Source organism: Mesotoga sp. UBA6090, from assembly GCF_002435945.1.
In the GTDB taxonomy this organism is placed as follows: domain Bacteria; phylum Thermotogota; class Thermotogae; order Petrotogales; family Kosmotogaceae; genus Mesotoga.
In genome coordinates, this window is sequence record NZ_DIXC01000029.1 from 45489 (window position 1) to 62688 (window position 17200).

Here is a 17200-nt window from a genome sequence, read left to right on the forward strand (position 1 = left end):
GAGGTGATCTCTTGAGCACTTTTCTAGCAATTATTGGTGCGCTTTTTCTTTTATATCTTGCAATAAGATTCTTTCCTGCAATAATAATGATTGTTGCCGGAATCGGGGTCATTCTGATAGTTATCTTCGCCTTTGCCGGTCTTGTCGTTGCCTTTCTGCCGATCTTGCTAGTAGTCGGCCTGATTCTGTTCATTTTCAAACTTGCATCATGAACAGTACCGATCTCACTGCAGTTCAGGTCTGGTTTGATCAGGATTCATTTGGAGAAGAGGCATTTCGCAGAAAGATGAGGGACTATGTGGCCGAGGCTTCTCTGTCATGGAAGGGAAGGAACCACATTGTGGTCTTCCCCGAGTTCTTTGCGACCTTTCTTTACCCATCCTTTAGGAAGCTGAGCTTCGAGGAGACGACCGCAAAGACTCTTGTAAAATATGCGATCAAGAACATGGGGCTTTCCTTCAATCCCTTCAAGAAGGCCTTTCTGAGAGACGCTCTTGAGATCGAAGCCTACTATCGTGATGTCTTCGAAAGCATGGCAAAGGAGTTCGGTACGTATCTTCTTGCGCCTTCGATCCTGCTCCCGGTTGTCGACACGGAATCAGAGAAAGGGAGATTCATCCGTGATGGAAAGCTCTACAACCTCGCCTACTTCTTCAACCCTTCGGGAAAAGTTGTAACAAAGGCTTTCAAACACAATCTCACTAAAGCCGAGAGTTCCATTATCTTTTCCAGAGGAGAGCAAGAACATAACGTCGTGCACACCGAGATAGGAGTGATTGGTATTGCAATCTGCTATGACATGTTCTTTCAGAGTGAAATAGAGAAACTGGATGCCGCAGGTTGTGAAACCGTTCTTGTTCCTTCATGCAACTTCGCCTTTTGGAAGGGAAAATTGAGTGGCTCAACGCAAGAAAGGATCTGGTTTCGTGACGGGCCAATCAAGGCATCATCAGGTAGAGAGAAGATTCGCTATCTCATGAATCCAATGGCGACTGGAATTGTCGGCAGAGACAGAGCGCAAGGGATTTCTTCCATCTGGTACAGGGGAAGGGCGCTTGCCGTTGCCAGAGAATTCGATAGGGAAGAGATTCTCAATTTTACGACTTAAAGTGGTGTGTTTTATTAGCAATCCCCATCGCAGTCCACTCTAGCTTTTGAGACTGGGATTCCCCTTCCTTTAACACTTAGTTTGGAAGTCAAGAATTAGGAGTCTGTACAATTCTTTTGTTGTGATACTTTGAAGATATCCTAAGGAGGAATGTTATGAGAATCACTGTCGTTCATGACATACCGCTCGATTTCCATCATCAAGAGATGGTCAATAGTGTTATGAACTCACTCGAGAAAGGCTTTGAAGTTGATTCGAGACCATTTGAGATCGATACTGTCGGCAGGCTTAGAGGCACTGATCTCGTATTCAATCTAACTACGGATATGGGCAATGTCGAGAGGCAGGTCCATCTTCCGGCCGTACTGGATCTTCTGGGAGTACCCTTTACCGGCTCGGGAACTACGGCTAACGCTCTTTGTATAAACAAGACACTCACAAAGTTAATTATGAAGGCCTACGGAATATCCACTCCCGAATTCTTTTCGGTTCGTCCCGGAGATACAGCTGACAACCTTCCGTTCAGACCTGCAATCGTTAAACCCGTTAAGGAAGGCGGTGCAAAGGGTATCTGGAAGGACTCGGTTGTGGAAAGCGTTGATGACATGCAGAAGGCAGTTTCACGTATTCACGAGAGCTTCGAACAGGCCGCTCTAGTTGAGAGATTCATTGAAGGAAGGGAGTTCACCGTTGGAATTGTTGGCAGTGAAGTTCTTCCGATCATGGAGATAGATTTCTCGTCGTTGCCAGATCACCTTGAAACTTTCTATTCATACAGGGTGAAACAGTTCCACGGTGACGAGACGAATTACATCTGTCCTGCGAAGATCTCACAGAGAAAGGAAACAGCTATAAGCGAGCTCTCGATGAGAGTCTTCGAGGTGCTCGATCTGAAGGACTATTGCCGTATCGATTTTAAGATTGACGAAGAAGGTAAGATCTACTTTCTGGAGGTCAATTCCCTTCCTCTCCTCGTTCCAGACTACTCCGATATCGTCAAGATGGCCGAGGCCAAGGGGTGGAGCTACGGCGATCTCATTAACAGGATCGTCGCTTCAGCAATAAATAGATATAGAATCGGGGAAGAAAATGGGAGTCTATGAAGAGATCCTCGATTACATAAGGCAGATCCCGGTGATCGACACTCACGAACACCTGGTCCATTCGGAAGATTTGCTCGTGGGGCGAGACGATGTTCTCCAGGAGTTCCTCATTCACTATATGAACTCTGATCTGATTTCTTCAGAACTCGACCAAGAGATCTTGGCCATCGCCAAAGATAGTGAGAGAGATCTAGTCCAGCGCTGGGAACTTATCGAACCTTACTGGGAGTTCTGCAGGCACACTGGTTACGGAAGGGCGCTCGATGATTCGGTAAGAGAGATATACGGGATCGACGGAATAAGGGGTTCAACCATAGAGGAGCTCGGAGAGAAATTTAGGGAAGCAAACAGACCGGGGCACATGAGAGAGATCCTGAAGGGTCTATGTAACATAGAACTTGCGATAATAGATCCCTAGACCGGTCGATTCGAATGCGACAGGAGCCTTTTCAGGAGGGTCTGGCAGCCACAAAACTACATTATTCCTATGCCACCGGAATTCGATATAATAGGATGGCTGGAGGAGACCTACGCCACAGAAATAAGATCGCTCAACGACTGGCTCCAAGTCTTCGAAAGGGAGTTAGACGAGAATCTTTCGAACGGCATCGTTGGTCTGAAGAGCGTTCTGGCCTACCAAAGGCCGATTAGATTTGAAGAAGTGGATTTCGACGATGCCGAAGCAGCGTTTCGTAAGGCCCTTGAAGAAAGGAACAGAAGACGTCCCTGTCGAAACAAAGGCCTCTTGATTCCCGAAACAGTGCAGGATTACGTGAGGCATCACACACTTTCCGCGGCAAATGAACGTGGTCTTTTCATTCAGTTTCACACCGGGCTCCTTGAAGGTAATCGTGGAATACTAAGCAATTCTAATCCCGAACTACTAGAAAATCTCTTTTCAAAATATTCGCGAGTGAAATTCGACCTCTTTCACATTGGATATCCTTACTGGGGAGTCACTGCGGCTCTTGCCAAAACCTATCCAAACGTCTTCATTGACATGTGCTGGTCTCACATCATATCGCCGGTTTCTGCGCGGAACGCTTTGAGCGACTTTCTAGATGCTGTGCCTTACAACAAGATAATGGGCTTTGGTAGAGATTATGCAATCGTTGATGCGATCTACGGCCATCTAAAGATCGCGAGAGAAAACATTGCCCTAGTCCTCGAGGGGAAGATCAGAGATCGAACTCTTACTGTTTCACAAGCGATAACAATCGCCGAACGACTTCTCCATGACAATCCGAAAGAAGTCCTTTTGAACAATCTATGATCTGTGAAGCAGTCTCAGAAAAGACGGTTTTGGAGAACAAGAAGGTGGAGATCACTTGACACATGAGGAGAGGTACAACTTGGCTCTGGAGATTTCCAGAAAGATTTCGAGAGAGATTGATGAAAATCTAATTTGCAGGCTGTATGGTTCTACCTCAAGAGGGACCGATACTCACTGGTCGGATCTAGAAATGCTTATGATAACCAGAGAAGAGGTTCCCAAGAAAACCTTTCTCGATGGCTTTGTCCCAGTCACTATAAATTCGATAACCGAAAACAGACTTTGCAGAATACTCGAGGAACCGGGAGTTGAATGGCCATTCTATGCTGGACTGGTAAAGAACCTTGTCGTACTGGAGGGTGATGGATCGAAGCCGGAGCAGTATTATGATCTCGCTTGCCGTGTTCCTGAAGAGAAGTTCAGGAGGGCTTTGAAGGAGAATCTCTCGGAGCTCGTATTCGAGTCTTGCGGGAGAATCTTCTCCTGTATTTCAAGGAAGAGATACGAGGATATTTACTGCGCAATGATAGAGACCCTGCTAGAAATGAAAACCGCTCTTTGCCTTCTGAATTGTACGCACGTGAATTATGACTACTTCGAAGGGTTGCAGGAGAGTTTCATGTTCAAGAAGTTGCCAGAACGCTATCCCGTTTTGGCAAACAGATTGTGGAAGAGCAGGAGTCCGTTCCCCATTGTAAATGACTCCAGAGAGCTTTTAAAAAACTATCTCTCTCTTTTGAGAGAAGAACGACTTCTCTAAACGTGACAGAGATCTACCTGCGAACTTGACGTTTGATTGTATGAAAACCCCTACGGTTTAAGGCACGTAACCGGTATCTGTGACCCATAAACTGATGTTGTCGAACATGATATACGAGTAGTTGTCATTGCTGGTGGACATTCTTACCCAATTTGTTTCAGAGGGAACCGGTGTGAAAGAAATGGTCTTGTCTAGATCTTCTAAAGATATAATCAGGTTGTGAAAGTCTGAAGCAAAATTGACGCAGAGGTGAGCAGATGACATCACGTGAAAGAATCCTTGGCACTCTGGGCCACACCGAACCTGACCGCGTTCCCATCGATCTGGGAGGGATGAGGTCGACCGGCATTCATGTCAAGGCTTACAGAAGACTTGCAGATTATCTTGGTTACTGTGATCTTCCAGTAAAGGTTTTCGATGTTCATCAGATGCTTGCCTTTGTCGATGAGGAGATCAGAAGAGAAGTCCATTCCGATGCGATAGAACTCAAGAGATTGAACGGAGGCTTTGGAACTAGAATCGATTCCTGGATCAGGCGAGACATCTTCGAAGATGGGTCGAGATACCTCTTTCCGGATGGATTCGACCCCAGAGTGAAAGAGGACGGTTCGCTCGTAATCGAGAGGGACGGTATCGAAGTTGCGACAATGCCCCGAGGTGGCCACTACTTCGACAGGAGTTACTTTCCCCTGGCCCATGCCGAGAGCGAAGAGGAGATCTCGGCGCTTGTTCTGCCAAAATTGACTGGCGAGGAAATTGAGTTCCTGAAAGTTCAGCTAACGGGAATACGCAAATCAACAGACTGCGCCGTAATCGGGGCCTTCGGGGGAAACTTCCTCGAGGCGGGCCATTCAATGTTCGGGTACCAGGAGTTCATGGAGAGATTGATAACCGACCTCCCTCTCATGGAGTATTTCCTTGACCGACTTCTCGAAAGTTATCAGATAGATCTAGAAAGATATCTCGCCGCCGTCGGAGATGAGATAGATATCATCCAAATTGGCGACGATTACGGTACTCAGGGAAACACGGCCATATCTCCAAGAGTCTTCAGATCTATTTTTAAACCCAGGTTGAAAGCTGTGTGTGACTTCATACACTCAAGAAAGCCGGAGTTATTTATCTTCCTGCATTCTTGTGGGTCCATCTATCCATTCATTCCGGATTTTATCGATGCCGGTATCCAGATACTGAATCCCGTTCAGACAAACGCTAGAAACATGGAGCCTGAAAAGCTGAAGCGGGAATTCGGGAAGGACATAGTCTTCTGGGGAGGCGGCTGTGAAACTCAACACACACTTCCTTTTGGAAGCCTCAAAGAAGTCGAAGATGATGTCAAGAAGAGAATAGATATTTTCGCGCCTGGTGGAGGCTTTGTCTTTGCGCCTATTCACAATATTCAGAGCGAAATACCTCCTGAGAAAATCAAAATGCTCTTTGACTGCGCATACGAATACGGTTCTAGTAATGCCCAATGAACAGACGGCTTTTCTTGTCGACTCTGGATGGCCTATTCCGACCGATAGTCCCTTCCCGTCCTCACGAATGCAGCGATGTTCTCTGGAGGGGTTTCCAGTGGTATATCGCAACCGGAACTCAAAATGAAGTTGGGTACGTTCTTCATTTTCTCTAGAAGGTTTGCAGTTTCTCTTTCAACTTCTTCTTCGTTTGACTGCAGAAAGACCTTAACCGGATCTATATTACCGATAAGGAAGACATCTTCGGGAACTCTAGCCGCTGCTGCCTTCAGGTCCACCATGCTGTCGAGGCTCAGTCCATAGGCGCCGCTGGCGCCCATAGGTTCCACTATGTGTTCTGTGTCTCCACAGATGTGATAAATCAAGGGTTTTGAAAGATCGGATCTGAGCCTTTCAAAATGAGGAAGCGCGAAACGTCTGAACTGTCTCTTAGACAAAAGCACCGCCGTCGGTTCGAGAACGGCTATCATGTCCGTGCCGTGGTCGATTAGCGCTCTCGAGTATTCATGTACAACCCTTGCGCAGAAGTCTATTACACTCCCTGCAAAATCCGGCTCTTCTATCAGTTTCATACAGAGGTCTGTAACCCCAACTAGTTCTCCTGCAAGGCTAAGTGGACCGATAACATAGCTGCCCCTCTTTCCCGGCAGTTCTCTTGCCATTTTATCAGCAACTTCTGTGAAGACCGGCATTCTCCCGGATACTCCCCTCCAGGAGTTCTCAAGAGAGTACAGCTCGTCCTGCCCCTTTATGGGATGTTCCTTAACGTAGGGATTGTCATCCTCAGGGAAACCGATCTCCAGTCCAAGCGCCTCGGCTTCGACGGTCAGGTCCATCATGAAGAAGATCCCGTCGGGCTGAAATTCCTCCATAAGTTTGGCCAAAGAATTAAACTGGATTTCCGCATTCGTGAGATTCTCTTTAAGCTTTGTTCCCGTCAGTCTTGCGCCCGGCGCGCCGAGCAAAGGTATGATTGATCTATTGAAAGCCATTCCTTATCCCTCCCTCAAGGCAAGATTGTCAACGAAGATCTCGTTGAAATCCTTTCTACCAGATAGTTCAACATAATATATCTTGTTACTAAGATTTTCCGCTCTCTCTCGAATCCCGCTATCCAGAAGTGCCAGAACTGCCCCGAGACCGGCCGCATTACCGACGGGTGAAACTCTTTCGACTGGCACTTTGGGAAGCATGCCTATTCGCAGAGCATTCTCGGGGTCGATGTAGTTTCCGAAGGCTCCGGCAAGCAAAATCCTGTCGATGTCTCGTGTCTCGATGCCGGCCCGGTCCATCAAGACGGATATTCCCGCTCGAATAGCTGCCTTTGCAAGCTGCACTTCACGAATATCTCTCTTGTTTATCCGCACTCTACCCTCTGGGCTGCCCAGCTCGAAGTATTCTCTTTTGATTCGTCCCGATTCGCCCAGAATACCCGCATCTATCATTACAGCAATCGCGTCTATCAATCCCGAACCACAGATGCCAGAAGCATTCGAACCATTCACTGTACTGAACCCGATACCTTCTCCACTGAACCACACATGATCTACCGCTCCAGGCCTGGCAATAGTTCCTTGGCTTATATTGCCTCCTTCGAATGCCGGACCTGCCGCAGTAGAGCAGGCGAAGATTTTGTCGCCCCTTTTGAGGGCCATCTCCCCGTTGGTTCCGATGTCTACAAGGAGAACGTTGCCGGAATCTTCGACAAATCCCGACGAGAGAATACCGGCCGTGATGTCCGAGCCCACATAGGCTGAGATTCCGGGCATTATGTAGATTTTCGAATTTGGAATGGACTCTTCTAGATCCAGTTCCTGCGCCTCGAATACCTTCCCTCCTGTGAATGCCGGTATGAAGGGTGAGGAGGCGATTCTCTCGGGGTTTATTCCGAGAAGGATATGGATCATCGTCGTGTTTCCCACTATCGAAGTATCGTAGATCCTTTCCCTAGATACTGCGCTTTCTTTGCAAAGATCGTCGATCAGCTTATTTAGTGTTGTCAAAACTGTCGTTCTTAGTTCATCGATTCCCTTATCTCTCTTTATTGTGTAATCGATCCTGGAAATAACGTCTTGACCATATGCAGACTGGAGATTGGGAGCAGATCGAACCGCAACGATCTCTCCCGACTTTAGATCTACCAGGTAAACCGCGAGAGTTGTCGTGCCTACGTCAATCGCTACGCCGAAGATGCTACTTTCATCCAAGAAAGGTAGTATGTCGATTACTTCGCTTCCGTACATGACCGCCCGGCCTCTGTAGTCTATCTCTCTTATGATATGGGGAAGCCTTCTCAGAAGATTCAATCTGTCAATTCGTGGTCTTTCGGTAACGAGAGCACTCATCAGCCTTGAATAGTCTGAAGTCTGGTCATAAATATCCGGCCTCGAAAGAGAAAACTCTTCGAGTCTAACCTGTGGAGATATCTCCCGTACCAAGACCTTCGGAAGAGGCGGTTTGGAAACTGCAGAATTCACTGCCAGGTTCTCCGTTTTGACTCTGATATTGGCCATGACTTTGAACTGGCAGCTCAGCCTGTATCCTGCCGCAATCTCTTCTCGTGTCAGAAGTCTTGTCTCGGTAAGGGTGAGCGGAAAGGCCTCGCTTCCTTCAGTCACAAGGGTCTTGCACTTCCCGCAGTTTCCCTTCCCACCACATATAGCATTTACTGGCTGGGATTCTCTCCTCAGAAGGTCTAGCAAAAGTTCGCCTCCCTTTGCTGTCGCCGTTTCTTGCGAAGGCAGGAATGTGACCTTATGCACTGCTTCTTTCATTACTTATCCTCTCTCCTCATCGGTATCATCGATTCTATCTGCCTGTCCGTTCACTCGAGAACTACACTTCAGCAGGCTCTTTCTTGGCAGCGGTCTTTCCAAACAACGGTGCCCTAAGAAATGATTTGTTCTGCTCTTACTACCTCTCATCACAAACCCCTAACCTTTTCGGTGAGAGTGGCCTGCTTATGCAGACTGGGCTATTCTATTCAAGGGAGTCCCTCAGCTTCCGATCAAATGGTGCGCTTCTGTAATGACAGTTGACCCTTCTGCAGACCATACAGCTCCTGTAATCCTTCTCGGATTGAAAGGCAATTCCCGAAATCGACTTGGTCGGAATCATGAGAAAAGATTCCTTCAGTTCGACCCCAATCTCTTCCTTCACATTACCAATCAAGGAAAACAATTCCTTCTGCTGCTGCAAAGGCCAGATCTCTGCATCTCCCGAACCCGGAGACATCCAGACGAGTCTCTCAACCAAATTTCTTCTGGAAGCCTCTTTCCTGAAAAACTCCACCGCCTCATGAAGAACGTACTCTTTGACACTATCCCAAAGGAACGCTTCCAGGAAATCTCTACGATCTAGCGGGTACTCTTCAAGCTCTCTGCCTGAAGTTACAACGAAGGGTAAGACCCTACCCACAGATTCGAGTTTTCGAGATAACAACGCGCTCTTAAAGACCACGCCTCCTACCGAGATAGAATCTTCGACAGAACCGTCAATGAAAACAGTTCTGTAGATCGCCTTTGGTTTGCCGAACTCACGAGCAAAGTCGGCCATCTTATCAAGATTGTACGCCTCCTGAGAACCTGGTCTTATCCTCAGGAGTCTCTGAAGGCTTTCACTATCAACACTGAAAGGTATCTCTCTCAGTACGGTAATATCTTCATCTCTGTCAATCATCATTGGACTCTATCTGACACATTTCGGATTCGGCGTGAATTGAACTCGTTGCCTGCCTCAAGCATTGCAAGATAGTTCTTCACGGGAATGTAGTTCGCAACAGTGTTACCGGTTCCCAGGGCATATCCTCCGCCCGGAGCGCACTCTTCAAGAGTCTTCAGAGTCCTCCCTCTTACCTGCTCAGTGGTTGCATGGCAGAGAAAGTCAACGTCAATTCCGCCAAGAATTGAGATCCTCTTTCCCCATCTTCTTTTCACTTCCGATACGGGCATTATCTGGTCTTCAAAGGAGTGTTTTGCATCCACTCCAGCCTCAATTATGTCGTCCATCACTGACGCTAGATTGCCACAACTATGCAAAACAAAGGGTTTTCCATTTCCATGAACGACTTCGGCTATCTCTCTATACCACGGAAATACAAGTCTTCTCAAATGTCTGGGAGAAAATATCGTTGAAGTCTTGTATCCGAGATCGTCTCCAAAGCAATAGGCTCCGACGCAGTCCATGGAAGAGACGATTTTAGCTGCTCCGACGAGAACATTTCCGATCTTTTCATTGAGAGTGTTGACCAGCTCGGGGTCCTCGTAAACGGCCATGGAGAGATTCTCAACACCCATCAGGAAGCTGGAATGCTCAAATGGACCACCGGAAGCTCCTCCAACTACTTTCATCCCTTCGGGAAGGTGCTCTCCCAGCTTACGGAAAAGATCGAAATCAACAGCTTCCTCTGGCTTCGGCCAGTCCGCTTCCTGGAGGTCTTTCAGCGTCTTAATAGGGCCACCCTTTTCATTCATCCACTTCCTGCTTTCTCTCCTGTATGTGGCCGTGTCTTCACCATGGATGTAATCGGGAGTAGGAAAGCGGGGAGCCTGATAGAAGGGCACGTAATCATATCCAAGTTCTCTGTAGAAGCTTATTAGTTGAACGAAGTATCTGTCAGGATCCTCTTCTACTTTTGCAAGTTTGTAGCCCATCACTTCTTCCATTATTTCATCGTCCGCAAAGAGCTCAAAGAACGGAACTCTGCAAGGTTCTCCATTGCGCCTGAAGACGTCCAGAATCACTGAAAAATCGGGTGCCGGTTTCAACTAGATCCCCCCATTTTTTCCAAAGGCTCAAAACTTCTGAAGCTCCGATCGGATTCAAGTGTATCGGGTATTCATCAAAAACATTCTAGCATCAATTCACATCTCAAATGAAGCCTCTCTCTTGAGTAGATTTAATTATGAAGCATTATGGCCTCGACGGATGCGTACCTACATTTGCAGGAATAATCAACTTACGAAAGAAAGCGTGAAAACCGTACGCATTGGTGCTGTTATAATCATTATGAGTTGAGGTCTGAGGTTCCGCACTGAGTCTTTTCGTGTTTGAGGTGAAGCCAGATGAGACTGATCACTAAGAAGATGTTTCTCGAGTACGATTACTGCCCTGTCAGGGGATGGATCGAGAGGAATGAACCTCAGGAATTCACGCCGAGCATCGCAGAGGATTTCAGGATGAAAGAAGGCCTCGATGTCGGCAGAAGGGCTAGAAGTCTCTTTCCTGAAGGTATTCTGATAGAGGAATTGGATCCATTTGAGGCATCCTTCATAACCGAACGGATTATCAGCGACGGACAGTCCGTAACTCTTTTTGAACCTGCTTTCATCAGCGACGATTTCGTCTCAAGGGCGGATGTTGTGATAAAAGAGGGCGAGGAACTGGATGTTTTCGAGGTCAAGTCCAGCCTTGCCGGTTCATCGAACACAAAGGACTACATCAGGGATCTTTCTTACACGGTATCTGTCATAGAAAACTCGGGTTACAGAGTCAAAAAAGCCTGCTTGATAATGGTCTCAAGAATGTATCGTAAGGGGGACGATGACCGGAAACTCTTTGAGATAATAGACGTCACTGGAGAGGTCTCGGAGCAGAAAATCGAGATAAAGGCTAAACTCGAATTCGCCTCAGCTATCCTGACTTCAACATTGATTCCTTCCGGCTCATTGGGGTACAAATGCAGAGACTGTGAGCATCTTCGAAGATGCTTCAGTCTGGATAGGAGACTTAGCATCTTTGAGCTTCCTAGACTGGGTGCCGATAAGACAGATGCTTTGATCGAGAAGGGATACTTCTATCTAGAAGAGCTTCCTCAAGAGGTACTTGGCGACAAACCACTTCTACAAAGGGTCTTTCGCGGAGCTAAGTCAGGAAGGATAGTGTTTGACGAACCCGAAAAGCTGCGAGAAAAGCTGAATAGTTTCAGGTATCCGATAGGTTATCTCGATTTCGAGACTGCCGCCTCAGTTATCCCCCTGTATGATGACCTGGCTCCCTATGAGGGGATCCCGTATCAATATTCACTGCACATTCGAAGGGAAGCCTCCGGCGCCCTGGAGCACAGGGAGTTTCTCTTCAACAATCCATCGAGGGATGAGAGTCTCCTGCTCGCCAAAAGGCTGGTTGAGGACCTCAAGGACTGCAGAACACTTATGGCGCACCATGCTTCCGTTGAGAGAAATATACTGAGATGGCTGTCGAACAGATACAAAGATTATCCAGAGCTTTCAGAGCAGCTCATCTCCTTCTCGGAGATATTTGTGGATTCAGAACGCCTTGTCAAAGATCACATATATCATGCCGACTTCGGGGGAAGCTTCTCAATCAAAAAGCTTCTTCCCGCACTTGTAGAAGGTATTGGTTATGAAGGGCTTTTTATCCATAACGGCGACGATGCCCGTTATGTTTTCGTGAATATGGCTCTGGGAAATTGCCGAGAGTCAGAGGTAGAGAGAATAAGAAGAGATATGCTAGAGTACTGCAAGATGGATACACTGGCTATGGTGGAGATTCACAGGTTTCTCTGCGATCTTTCATCGGAGTGAGGATGGGGCAAATGGATAAAAAGAGTAATCGGCAGACGACTTAATCGAATTCTTTTCAAAGTAGAATAGTTTGGTCATCAAATTAGGTTATTATGAATCATGCACACTTTAGGCATCGAGAGGATGTGACGACATAGAAATCTTCAAGATAAAGAACCATGAAACATTGCTTCCCCTTATTCAGGGAGGAATGGCCGTAGGAATATCTCTGGACAACCTGGCCGCTTCCGTTGCTTCTGAAGGCGGAATAGGGGTTATTGGAACGGCAGGTATCGGTATGACGGTTGACGGTTACAGAAAGAACTTCAGGCAGGCAAGCATCGATGGTCTCAAGAATACCATAAGAAGGGCAAGGGAGAAGACTCAAGGGGTTCTGGGAGTAAATATAATGGTGGCACTCACAAACTACGCAGAGATGGTGGCAACGGCCGTGAAGGAGAAGATAGACATAATCATTTCTGGCGCGGGACTACCTCTAGATCTACCATCTTATCTCGATGAAGGATCGGAAACGGCTATCATTCCTGTAGTCTCATCTCTGAAGTCTGCGACCGTAATATTCAAGAGATGGTTTGGCCGGTACAAGTACATCCCCGACGGCTTCGTTGTGGAGGGACCTAAGGCGGGGGGCCACCTCGGATACAGAGTAGAGGAGATCTTTTCTGAAGAGAGTTCGCTCGAGAAGACGGTACCTGAAATTAGAAGGTTTGTGGATCAAGTAAAACGAGATACTGGCAAGAATATACCTGTGATAGCGGCAGGAGGCATATTCGACAGAGATGATGTCGAGAAAGCCTTCAAGCTGGGAGCTTCCGCAGTTCAAGTGGGAACTGCCTTTGTGGCTACGGAAGAGTGCGATGCAGACTACAGGTTCAAGCAGGCATTCGTCGATGCGCGCAGCGAAGATGTCACAATTATCAAGAGCCCTGTAGGAATGCCTGGAAGAGCGATCAGGAACAAGTTCATAGAAGATGTCGAGGAGGGAAAAAGAAAGCCCTTCAAATGCGCCTATCAGTGCATAAAGACATGTAATTATAGAGAAGCGCCTTATTGCATTGCGGAGGCGCTCATGAATGCCTGCAAGGGAGATCTGGAAAACGGGTTCGCCTTTTGCGGAAGCGAGGTCCATAGAATAAGCGGTGTCACTACCGTGAAAAAGGTAATAGATAGACTCTTTGGAGAAAAGCGCTGAAGCAATCCTTTTCACTGTGTTTTTTGATACAAGCTCTTTGATCATAGACGAATGTACGGGAGGTTGAAAATGAAAAGTCTGGAGAAGATAAGGAACGCGATAATCGAGACAATGCCAGCAGAGGCAAAAACGGCCACTGAAGAGGCCCTGGCTGAAGGCCTCGGCGCGAAGGAAATCCTGGATGGCGCGCTTATCCCGGGGATGGACGAAGTTGGAAAGCTCTTCAGGGAGGGCGAGTATTTCGTCCCCGAGGTCCTTGTTGCCGCCAAGGCAATGAACCAGTGTATGGACCTTATCGAGCCGCTTCTTGTAAGCGGTGGGGTCAAGAAGATCGGGAAGGTGGTTGCCGGTACCATAGAAGGAGATCTCCATGATATTGGAAAGAACCTCGTCTGTATGATGCTCAAGGGAGCGGGCTTCGAGATAATCGATCTCGGCGTCGATGTGAAGCCCGAAGAGTTCGTTGAGGCAGCCAAAGGCGCGAAGCCGGATATTCTTGTTCTTTCAGCCCTGTTGACAACCACTATGTTGAATATGCCCAGAGTGATTGAAGAACTCAAGAAGGCAGGCATTCGGGACGATGTGAAGGTCTTGATAGGCGGGGCCCCTGTCAGCCAGACCTATGCCGAAGAGATCGGGGCAGACGGCTATTCTCCGGACAGCTCGGGAGCGGTCGAACTGGCAAGAAGACTCGTCTCTTGATCGGTTCATTGGTTTTTTGTCTTGATGAGGATCGACAGTTGACTGGTGAAGAAGACGAAAAATAGGAGTGATTTCCCGGTTCTATCTCTTCCAAGCTTTTTTGCCTATTTTGGCGGCAGCGAGATGAATTGCTATAATATTTAGGTATTCATTCGTTTATTTGTATTGAGTGATTTTCATTTGATTGCGGATAGACCGTCTCGTTACGGATGGAGGGTTAAGCATGCTTATCGGCCTGATAATTCTGTCAACAGTTACACTTGTCTCCTTTCTCTTCGCGATTGCATCCATAAGAAGATTATCCCGGAGCATCAAGAAGAACCAGGAGCTACAACTAAGCCTTAAGGATCTAGAAAGAGATGTCTCGGATAGAGATGAGAAGCTCGAGTGGCTGACGTCTGCCAAAGAGGAACTTGAAGCGACTTTCAAAGCTATTTCCTCGGATGTTCTTAATTCCAGCACTGAAAACCTCATCCGACAGGCAAACGACAAGTTCTCGGGCCTTCTGAAACTCCAGAAAGAAGATTGGGGAAGCCAGAAGAAGGATTTCGAAAGCCTTGTCAGCCCGGTAAGAGACAATCTTGAAAAGCTCGAGAAAAATGTGAAAGAGCTTGAATCGAAAAGAGAAGGAGCTTATAAAGCTCTTGAGGAGCAGTTGAAAATGCTTTCCGAAGCCAACACCGACCTCAGGCAGGGAGTAACGGATCTCAAGAGCGCCTTGAGGAACAGATCGACACGCGGTCGTTGGGGGGAGATAGAACTTCGCCGCATTGTTGAGCTCAGCGGGATGACCGAACATGTCGACTTTGTGGAACAGGAGTCTATCGACAATGGAAGGCCGGATTTGATAGTGAAGCTGCCCAATAATGCCTTCATTCCCGTCGATGCTAAAGTGCCGCTGGACAGTTATTTGACTGCGCTGGAAGAAGAAGACGAATCTCTTAGAAAGCAGCTCATGGGGAACTACGCGAAGAATGTTCGCGATACCGTCAACAGGCTTGCCGGCAAGAAGTACTCGGAGGCCTTCAGCAGAACTGCCGATTTTGTTGTTATGTTCGTTCCTCTGGAATCGGCAATCAATGCCGCTTTTCTTGCAGATCCTGATCTTTTCGAATATGCCGTTTCAAAAAAGGTCCTGATCGCCTCTCCGGTCAATCTCGTTGCGTTGCTCAAGTCCGTCGCATATGGATGGCAGCAGTACAGCCTTACAGAAAATGCCGAGCGACTCGTTCAAGCCTCCAAGGAACTTTATGAAAGATTTGTGGTCTTTTTTTCCCATTACAACAGATTACAGGGCCATCTTAAGAACGCTGTAAGGGCCTACAATGATGGGGTAGGCTCTTTCGAAAGCAGGCTGCTTCCCAAGGTTAGAGAGATAGAAGCACTTGCCGAGGTCAACGAAAAACTTGGGGAGATCGAGGAGATCTCGGACGAGCCGAGATCATCGGATCTTGTCAACCGCGACTGAATTACTCATCCGGTGGCACTATAGAGAGTATATAGAGGGGTATGCCGGGGACGCGCGAGATCCTAACGGTAACGGTGGATTCTTGACGACCCGGTCACGCCGCTTCTTGGAAGAGTCTCAATGGCCTCTTTCCGCTTCTAATGGAGTTTTCTCCTTCCATTGTCAAATGCATTCCCGTCTTCTCGGTCTGAGATCAACCAAAATATACAGGAGTGGTTTCAAGAGCTTTTATACGATACAATGCGAAAGGGCACTTCAAGGTTTCAAAGATCATGTGAAGAAGGAGATATAGATGAATGAAATTCTGTGGTTTGTAATGCTGGTAGTAAACTTCGGTTTGATTACCCTAGCATACAGATGGTGGGGAAAGACCGGACTTTACGTATGGATAGCCATTACCGCGATAATTGCTAACGTCCAGGTAATCAAGACCGTTTCTCTCTTCTGGATGGCTGCCACTCTCGGCAATATTGTATATGCGACCTCTTTTCTCGCTACAGACATCCTATCGGAAAACCACGGAAAGAAAGAGGCCAGGAAGGCCGTCTACGTCGGATTTTTCTCTCTAATATCTGTTACTGTGATTATGCAGATTGCGCTCGCCTTCGAGCCCCACCCTTCGGACTTTTCGCAAGAACACCTTTCAGTGGTATTTGGTCTCCTTCCTCGTATCGCTCTTGCGAGCCTTGCCGCATACTGGTGCTCTCAGCTGCATGACATCTGGGCATACGACTTCTGGAAGAAGAGGTTTCCAGACAAACGGCATATCTGGATAAGGAACAACGCGAGTACCATGATCTCGCAATTGATAGATACGGCTGTCTTCACTGTCATAGCCTTTGCGGGAGTCTTTTCGACAAGTGTCTGGTGGCAGATATTCTGGTCCACTTATATTCTAAAATGGGTTGTTGCCGTTCTAGATACGCCATTCATCTATCTCGCCAGAAAGATGAAAGACGAAGGGAAGATCAAAGATCTTGTTCCATGAGTTCGAGCAACGGACGGTAATTCTCAAGACGTGAGTTGTTGGAGCTTCGGCCTTTCAAAAACCCCTGATTTCCGGCTGGTATAATCAGACCGATTATCCTCTATTCAGTTGTCTGGTGCATGAAAGTTTCAGGTACTTCGCTAGGCGGGAGTTGAACTATGAACGACAAAGAAGAGAAACTAGATAAATATGTGAAAAAGAGAGATTTCAGCAAGACATCGGAACCGGATGGAAGAGAGGCCTCTATTGAATGGTCAGAAGAGAGGCCGGTATTCGTCATTCAGAAGCATGCTGCTTCGAGGCTTCACTACGATTTTCGAATAGAAGTCGATGGAATTCTCAAGTCATGGGCCGTTCCCAAAGGGCCCTCAACGGATCCATCGGAAAAGAGGCTGGCCGTTCCCACTGAAGACCATCCCCTTGAATACGGCGATTTCGAGGGAAATATCCCCGAAGGGGAGTACGGAGGCGGCACGGTCCTTCTATGGGACCGGGGAAGCTACAGAAATCTGAAGGAAGACCCTGAATCGAATCCTCTTTCAAAGCAGATAGAAGACGGGCGTGTGCCAAGAAGGCGAAGAAG

At 47.4% G+C, this 17200-nt stretch carries 17 protein-coding genes; 13 read left to right on the plus strand and 4 right to left on the minus strand.

Features of this window, described 5'->3' with window-relative positions:
- Nucleotides 1–11: 11 nt before the first annotated feature.
- The 7 genes from B3K42_RS04600 to B3K42_RS04630 all read left to right on the plus strand — a co-directional run bounded on the left by B3K42_RS04600 (nucleotide 12) and on the right by B3K42_RS04630 (nucleotide 5722).
- Nucleotides 12–212 carry a hypothetical protein gene (locus B3K42_RS04600; protein ID WP_110989555.1) on the plus strand — a complete coding sequence of 67 codons (201 nt, stop codon included), beginning with the start codon at nucleotides 12–14 and terminating at the stop codon, nucleotides 210–212.
- Entirely contained in the window at nucleotides 209–1108 is a 900-nt protein-coding gene (locus B3K42_RS04605) for a nitrilase-related carbon-nitrogen hydrolase (RefSeq protein WP_110989556.1), read from the plus strand. Before B3K42_RS04600 ends, B3K42_RS04605 begins: the two co-directional genes overlap by 4 nt.
- A gap of 155 nt (nucleotides 1109–1263) precedes the next feature.
- A complete protein-coding gene (locus B3K42_RS04610) occupies nucleotides 1264–2211 on the plus strand; it encodes a D-alanine--D-alanine ligase family protein (protein ID WP_292597112.1) in 948 nt (315 codons plus the stop codon).
- Nucleotides 2198–2629, plus strand: coding sequence for a hypothetical protein (locus tag B3K42_RS04615; protein ID WP_258367046.1), 432 nt, complete (start codon nucleotides 2198–2200; stop codon nucleotides 2627–2629). Before B3K42_RS04610 ends, B3K42_RS04615 begins: the two co-directional genes overlap by 14 nt.
- 69 nt (nucleotides 2630–2698) lie before the next feature.
- Nucleotides 2699–3484, plus strand: a complete 786-nt coding sequence (locus tag B3K42_RS04620) for an amidohydrolase family protein (protein ID WP_292597115.1) — start codon at nucleotides 2699–2701, stop codon at nucleotides 3482–3484.
- Nucleotides 3485–3563: 79 nt separating this feature from the next.
- A complete protein-coding gene (locus tag B3K42_RS04625; RefSeq protein WP_258367048.1) occupies nucleotides 3564–4244 on the plus strand; it encodes a hypothetical protein in 681 nt (226 codons plus the stop codon).
- A gap of 257 nt (nucleotides 4245–4501) precedes the next feature.
- Nucleotides 4502–5722 carry a uroporphyrinogen decarboxylase family protein gene (locus tag B3K42_RS04630; RefSeq protein ID WP_292597117.1) on the plus strand — a complete coding sequence of 407 codons (1221 nt, stop codon included), beginning with the start codon at nucleotides 4502–4504 and terminating at the stop codon, nucleotides 5720–5722.
- Between the two features lie 32 nt (nucleotides 5723–5754).
- Here the strand turns inward: B3K42_RS04630 and B3K42_RS04635 are convergent, their stop codons facing one another.
- The 4 genes from B3K42_RS04635 to B3K42_RS04650 all read right to left on the minus strand — a co-directional run bounded on the left by B3K42_RS04635 (nucleotide 5755) and on the right by B3K42_RS04650 (nucleotide 10488).
- Nucleotides 5755–6714 carry a uroporphyrinogen decarboxylase family protein gene (locus tag B3K42_RS04635; protein ID WP_110989561.1) on the minus strand — a complete coding sequence of 320 codons (960 nt, stop codon included), beginning with the start codon at nucleotides 6712–6714 and terminating at the stop codon, nucleotides 5755–5757.
- A gap of 3 nt (nucleotides 6715–6717) precedes the next feature.
- Nucleotides 6718–8496, minus strand: coding sequence for an ASKHA domain-containing protein (locus B3K42_RS04640; RefSeq protein WP_110989562.1), 1779 nt, complete (start codon nucleotides 8494–8496; stop codon nucleotides 6718–6720).
- Between the two features lie 205 nt (nucleotides 8497–8701).
- Nucleotides 8702–9400 (minus strand): vitamin B12 dependent-methionine synthase activation domain-containing protein, encoded by a 699-nt coding sequence (locus B3K42_RS04645; RefSeq protein ID WP_110989563.1) that lies wholly within the window; start codon nucleotides 9398–9400, stop codon nucleotides 8702–8704.
- The gene (locus B3K42_RS04650) at nucleotides 9400–10488 is read right to left on the minus strand and encodes a uroporphyrinogen decarboxylase family protein (RefSeq protein ID WP_110989564.1); all 1089 of its coding nucleotides are present in this window, start codon (nucleotides 10486–10488) and stop codon (nucleotides 9400–9402) included. Before B3K42_RS04650 ends, B3K42_RS04645 begins: the two co-directional genes overlap by 1 nt.
- A 297-nt stretch (nucleotides 10489–10785) precedes the next feature.
- Between B3K42_RS04650 and B3K42_RS04655 the strand changes: the two genes are divergently transcribed.
- The 6 genes from B3K42_RS04655 to B3K42_RS04680 all read left to right on the plus strand — a co-directional run.
- Nucleotides 10786–12267 carry a DUF2779 domain-containing protein gene (locus B3K42_RS04655; protein WP_110989565.1) on the plus strand — a complete coding sequence of 494 codons (1482 nt, stop codon included), beginning with the start codon at nucleotides 10786–10788 and terminating at the stop codon, nucleotides 12265–12267.
- A 133-nt stretch (nucleotides 12268–12400) separates the two neighbouring features.
- Nucleotides 12401–13459, plus strand: a complete 1059-nt coding sequence (locus B3K42_RS04660) for an NAD(P)H-dependent flavin oxidoreductase (protein ID WP_110989566.1) — start codon at nucleotides 12401–12403, stop codon at nucleotides 13457–13459.
- A 69-nt stretch (nucleotides 13460–13528) separates the two neighbouring features.
- Complete coding sequence (locus B3K42_RS04665; RefSeq protein WP_110989567.1) at nucleotides 13529–14161, plus strand: corrinoid protein; 633 nt, start codon at nucleotides 13529–13531, stop codon at nucleotides 14159–14161.
- Between the two features lie 223 nt (nucleotides 14162–14384).
- Entirely contained in the window at nucleotides 14385–15629 is a 1245-nt protein-coding gene (gene rmuC / locus B3K42_RS04670; RefSeq protein WP_110989568.1) for a DNA recombination protein RmuC, read from the plus strand.
- Nucleotides 15630–15921: 292 nt separating this feature from the next.
- Nucleotides 15922–16617, plus strand: a complete 696-nt coding sequence (locus tag B3K42_RS04675) for a queuosine precursor transporter (RefSeq protein WP_292597123.1) — start codon at nucleotides 15922–15924, stop codon at nucleotides 16615–16617.
- A gap of 158 nt (nucleotides 16618–16775) precedes the next feature.
- Nucleotides 16776–17200 (plus strand): DNA polymerase ligase N-terminal domain-containing protein (locus B3K42_RS04680; protein WP_292597126.1); only part of this gene is annotated, 425 nt, incomplete at its 3' end.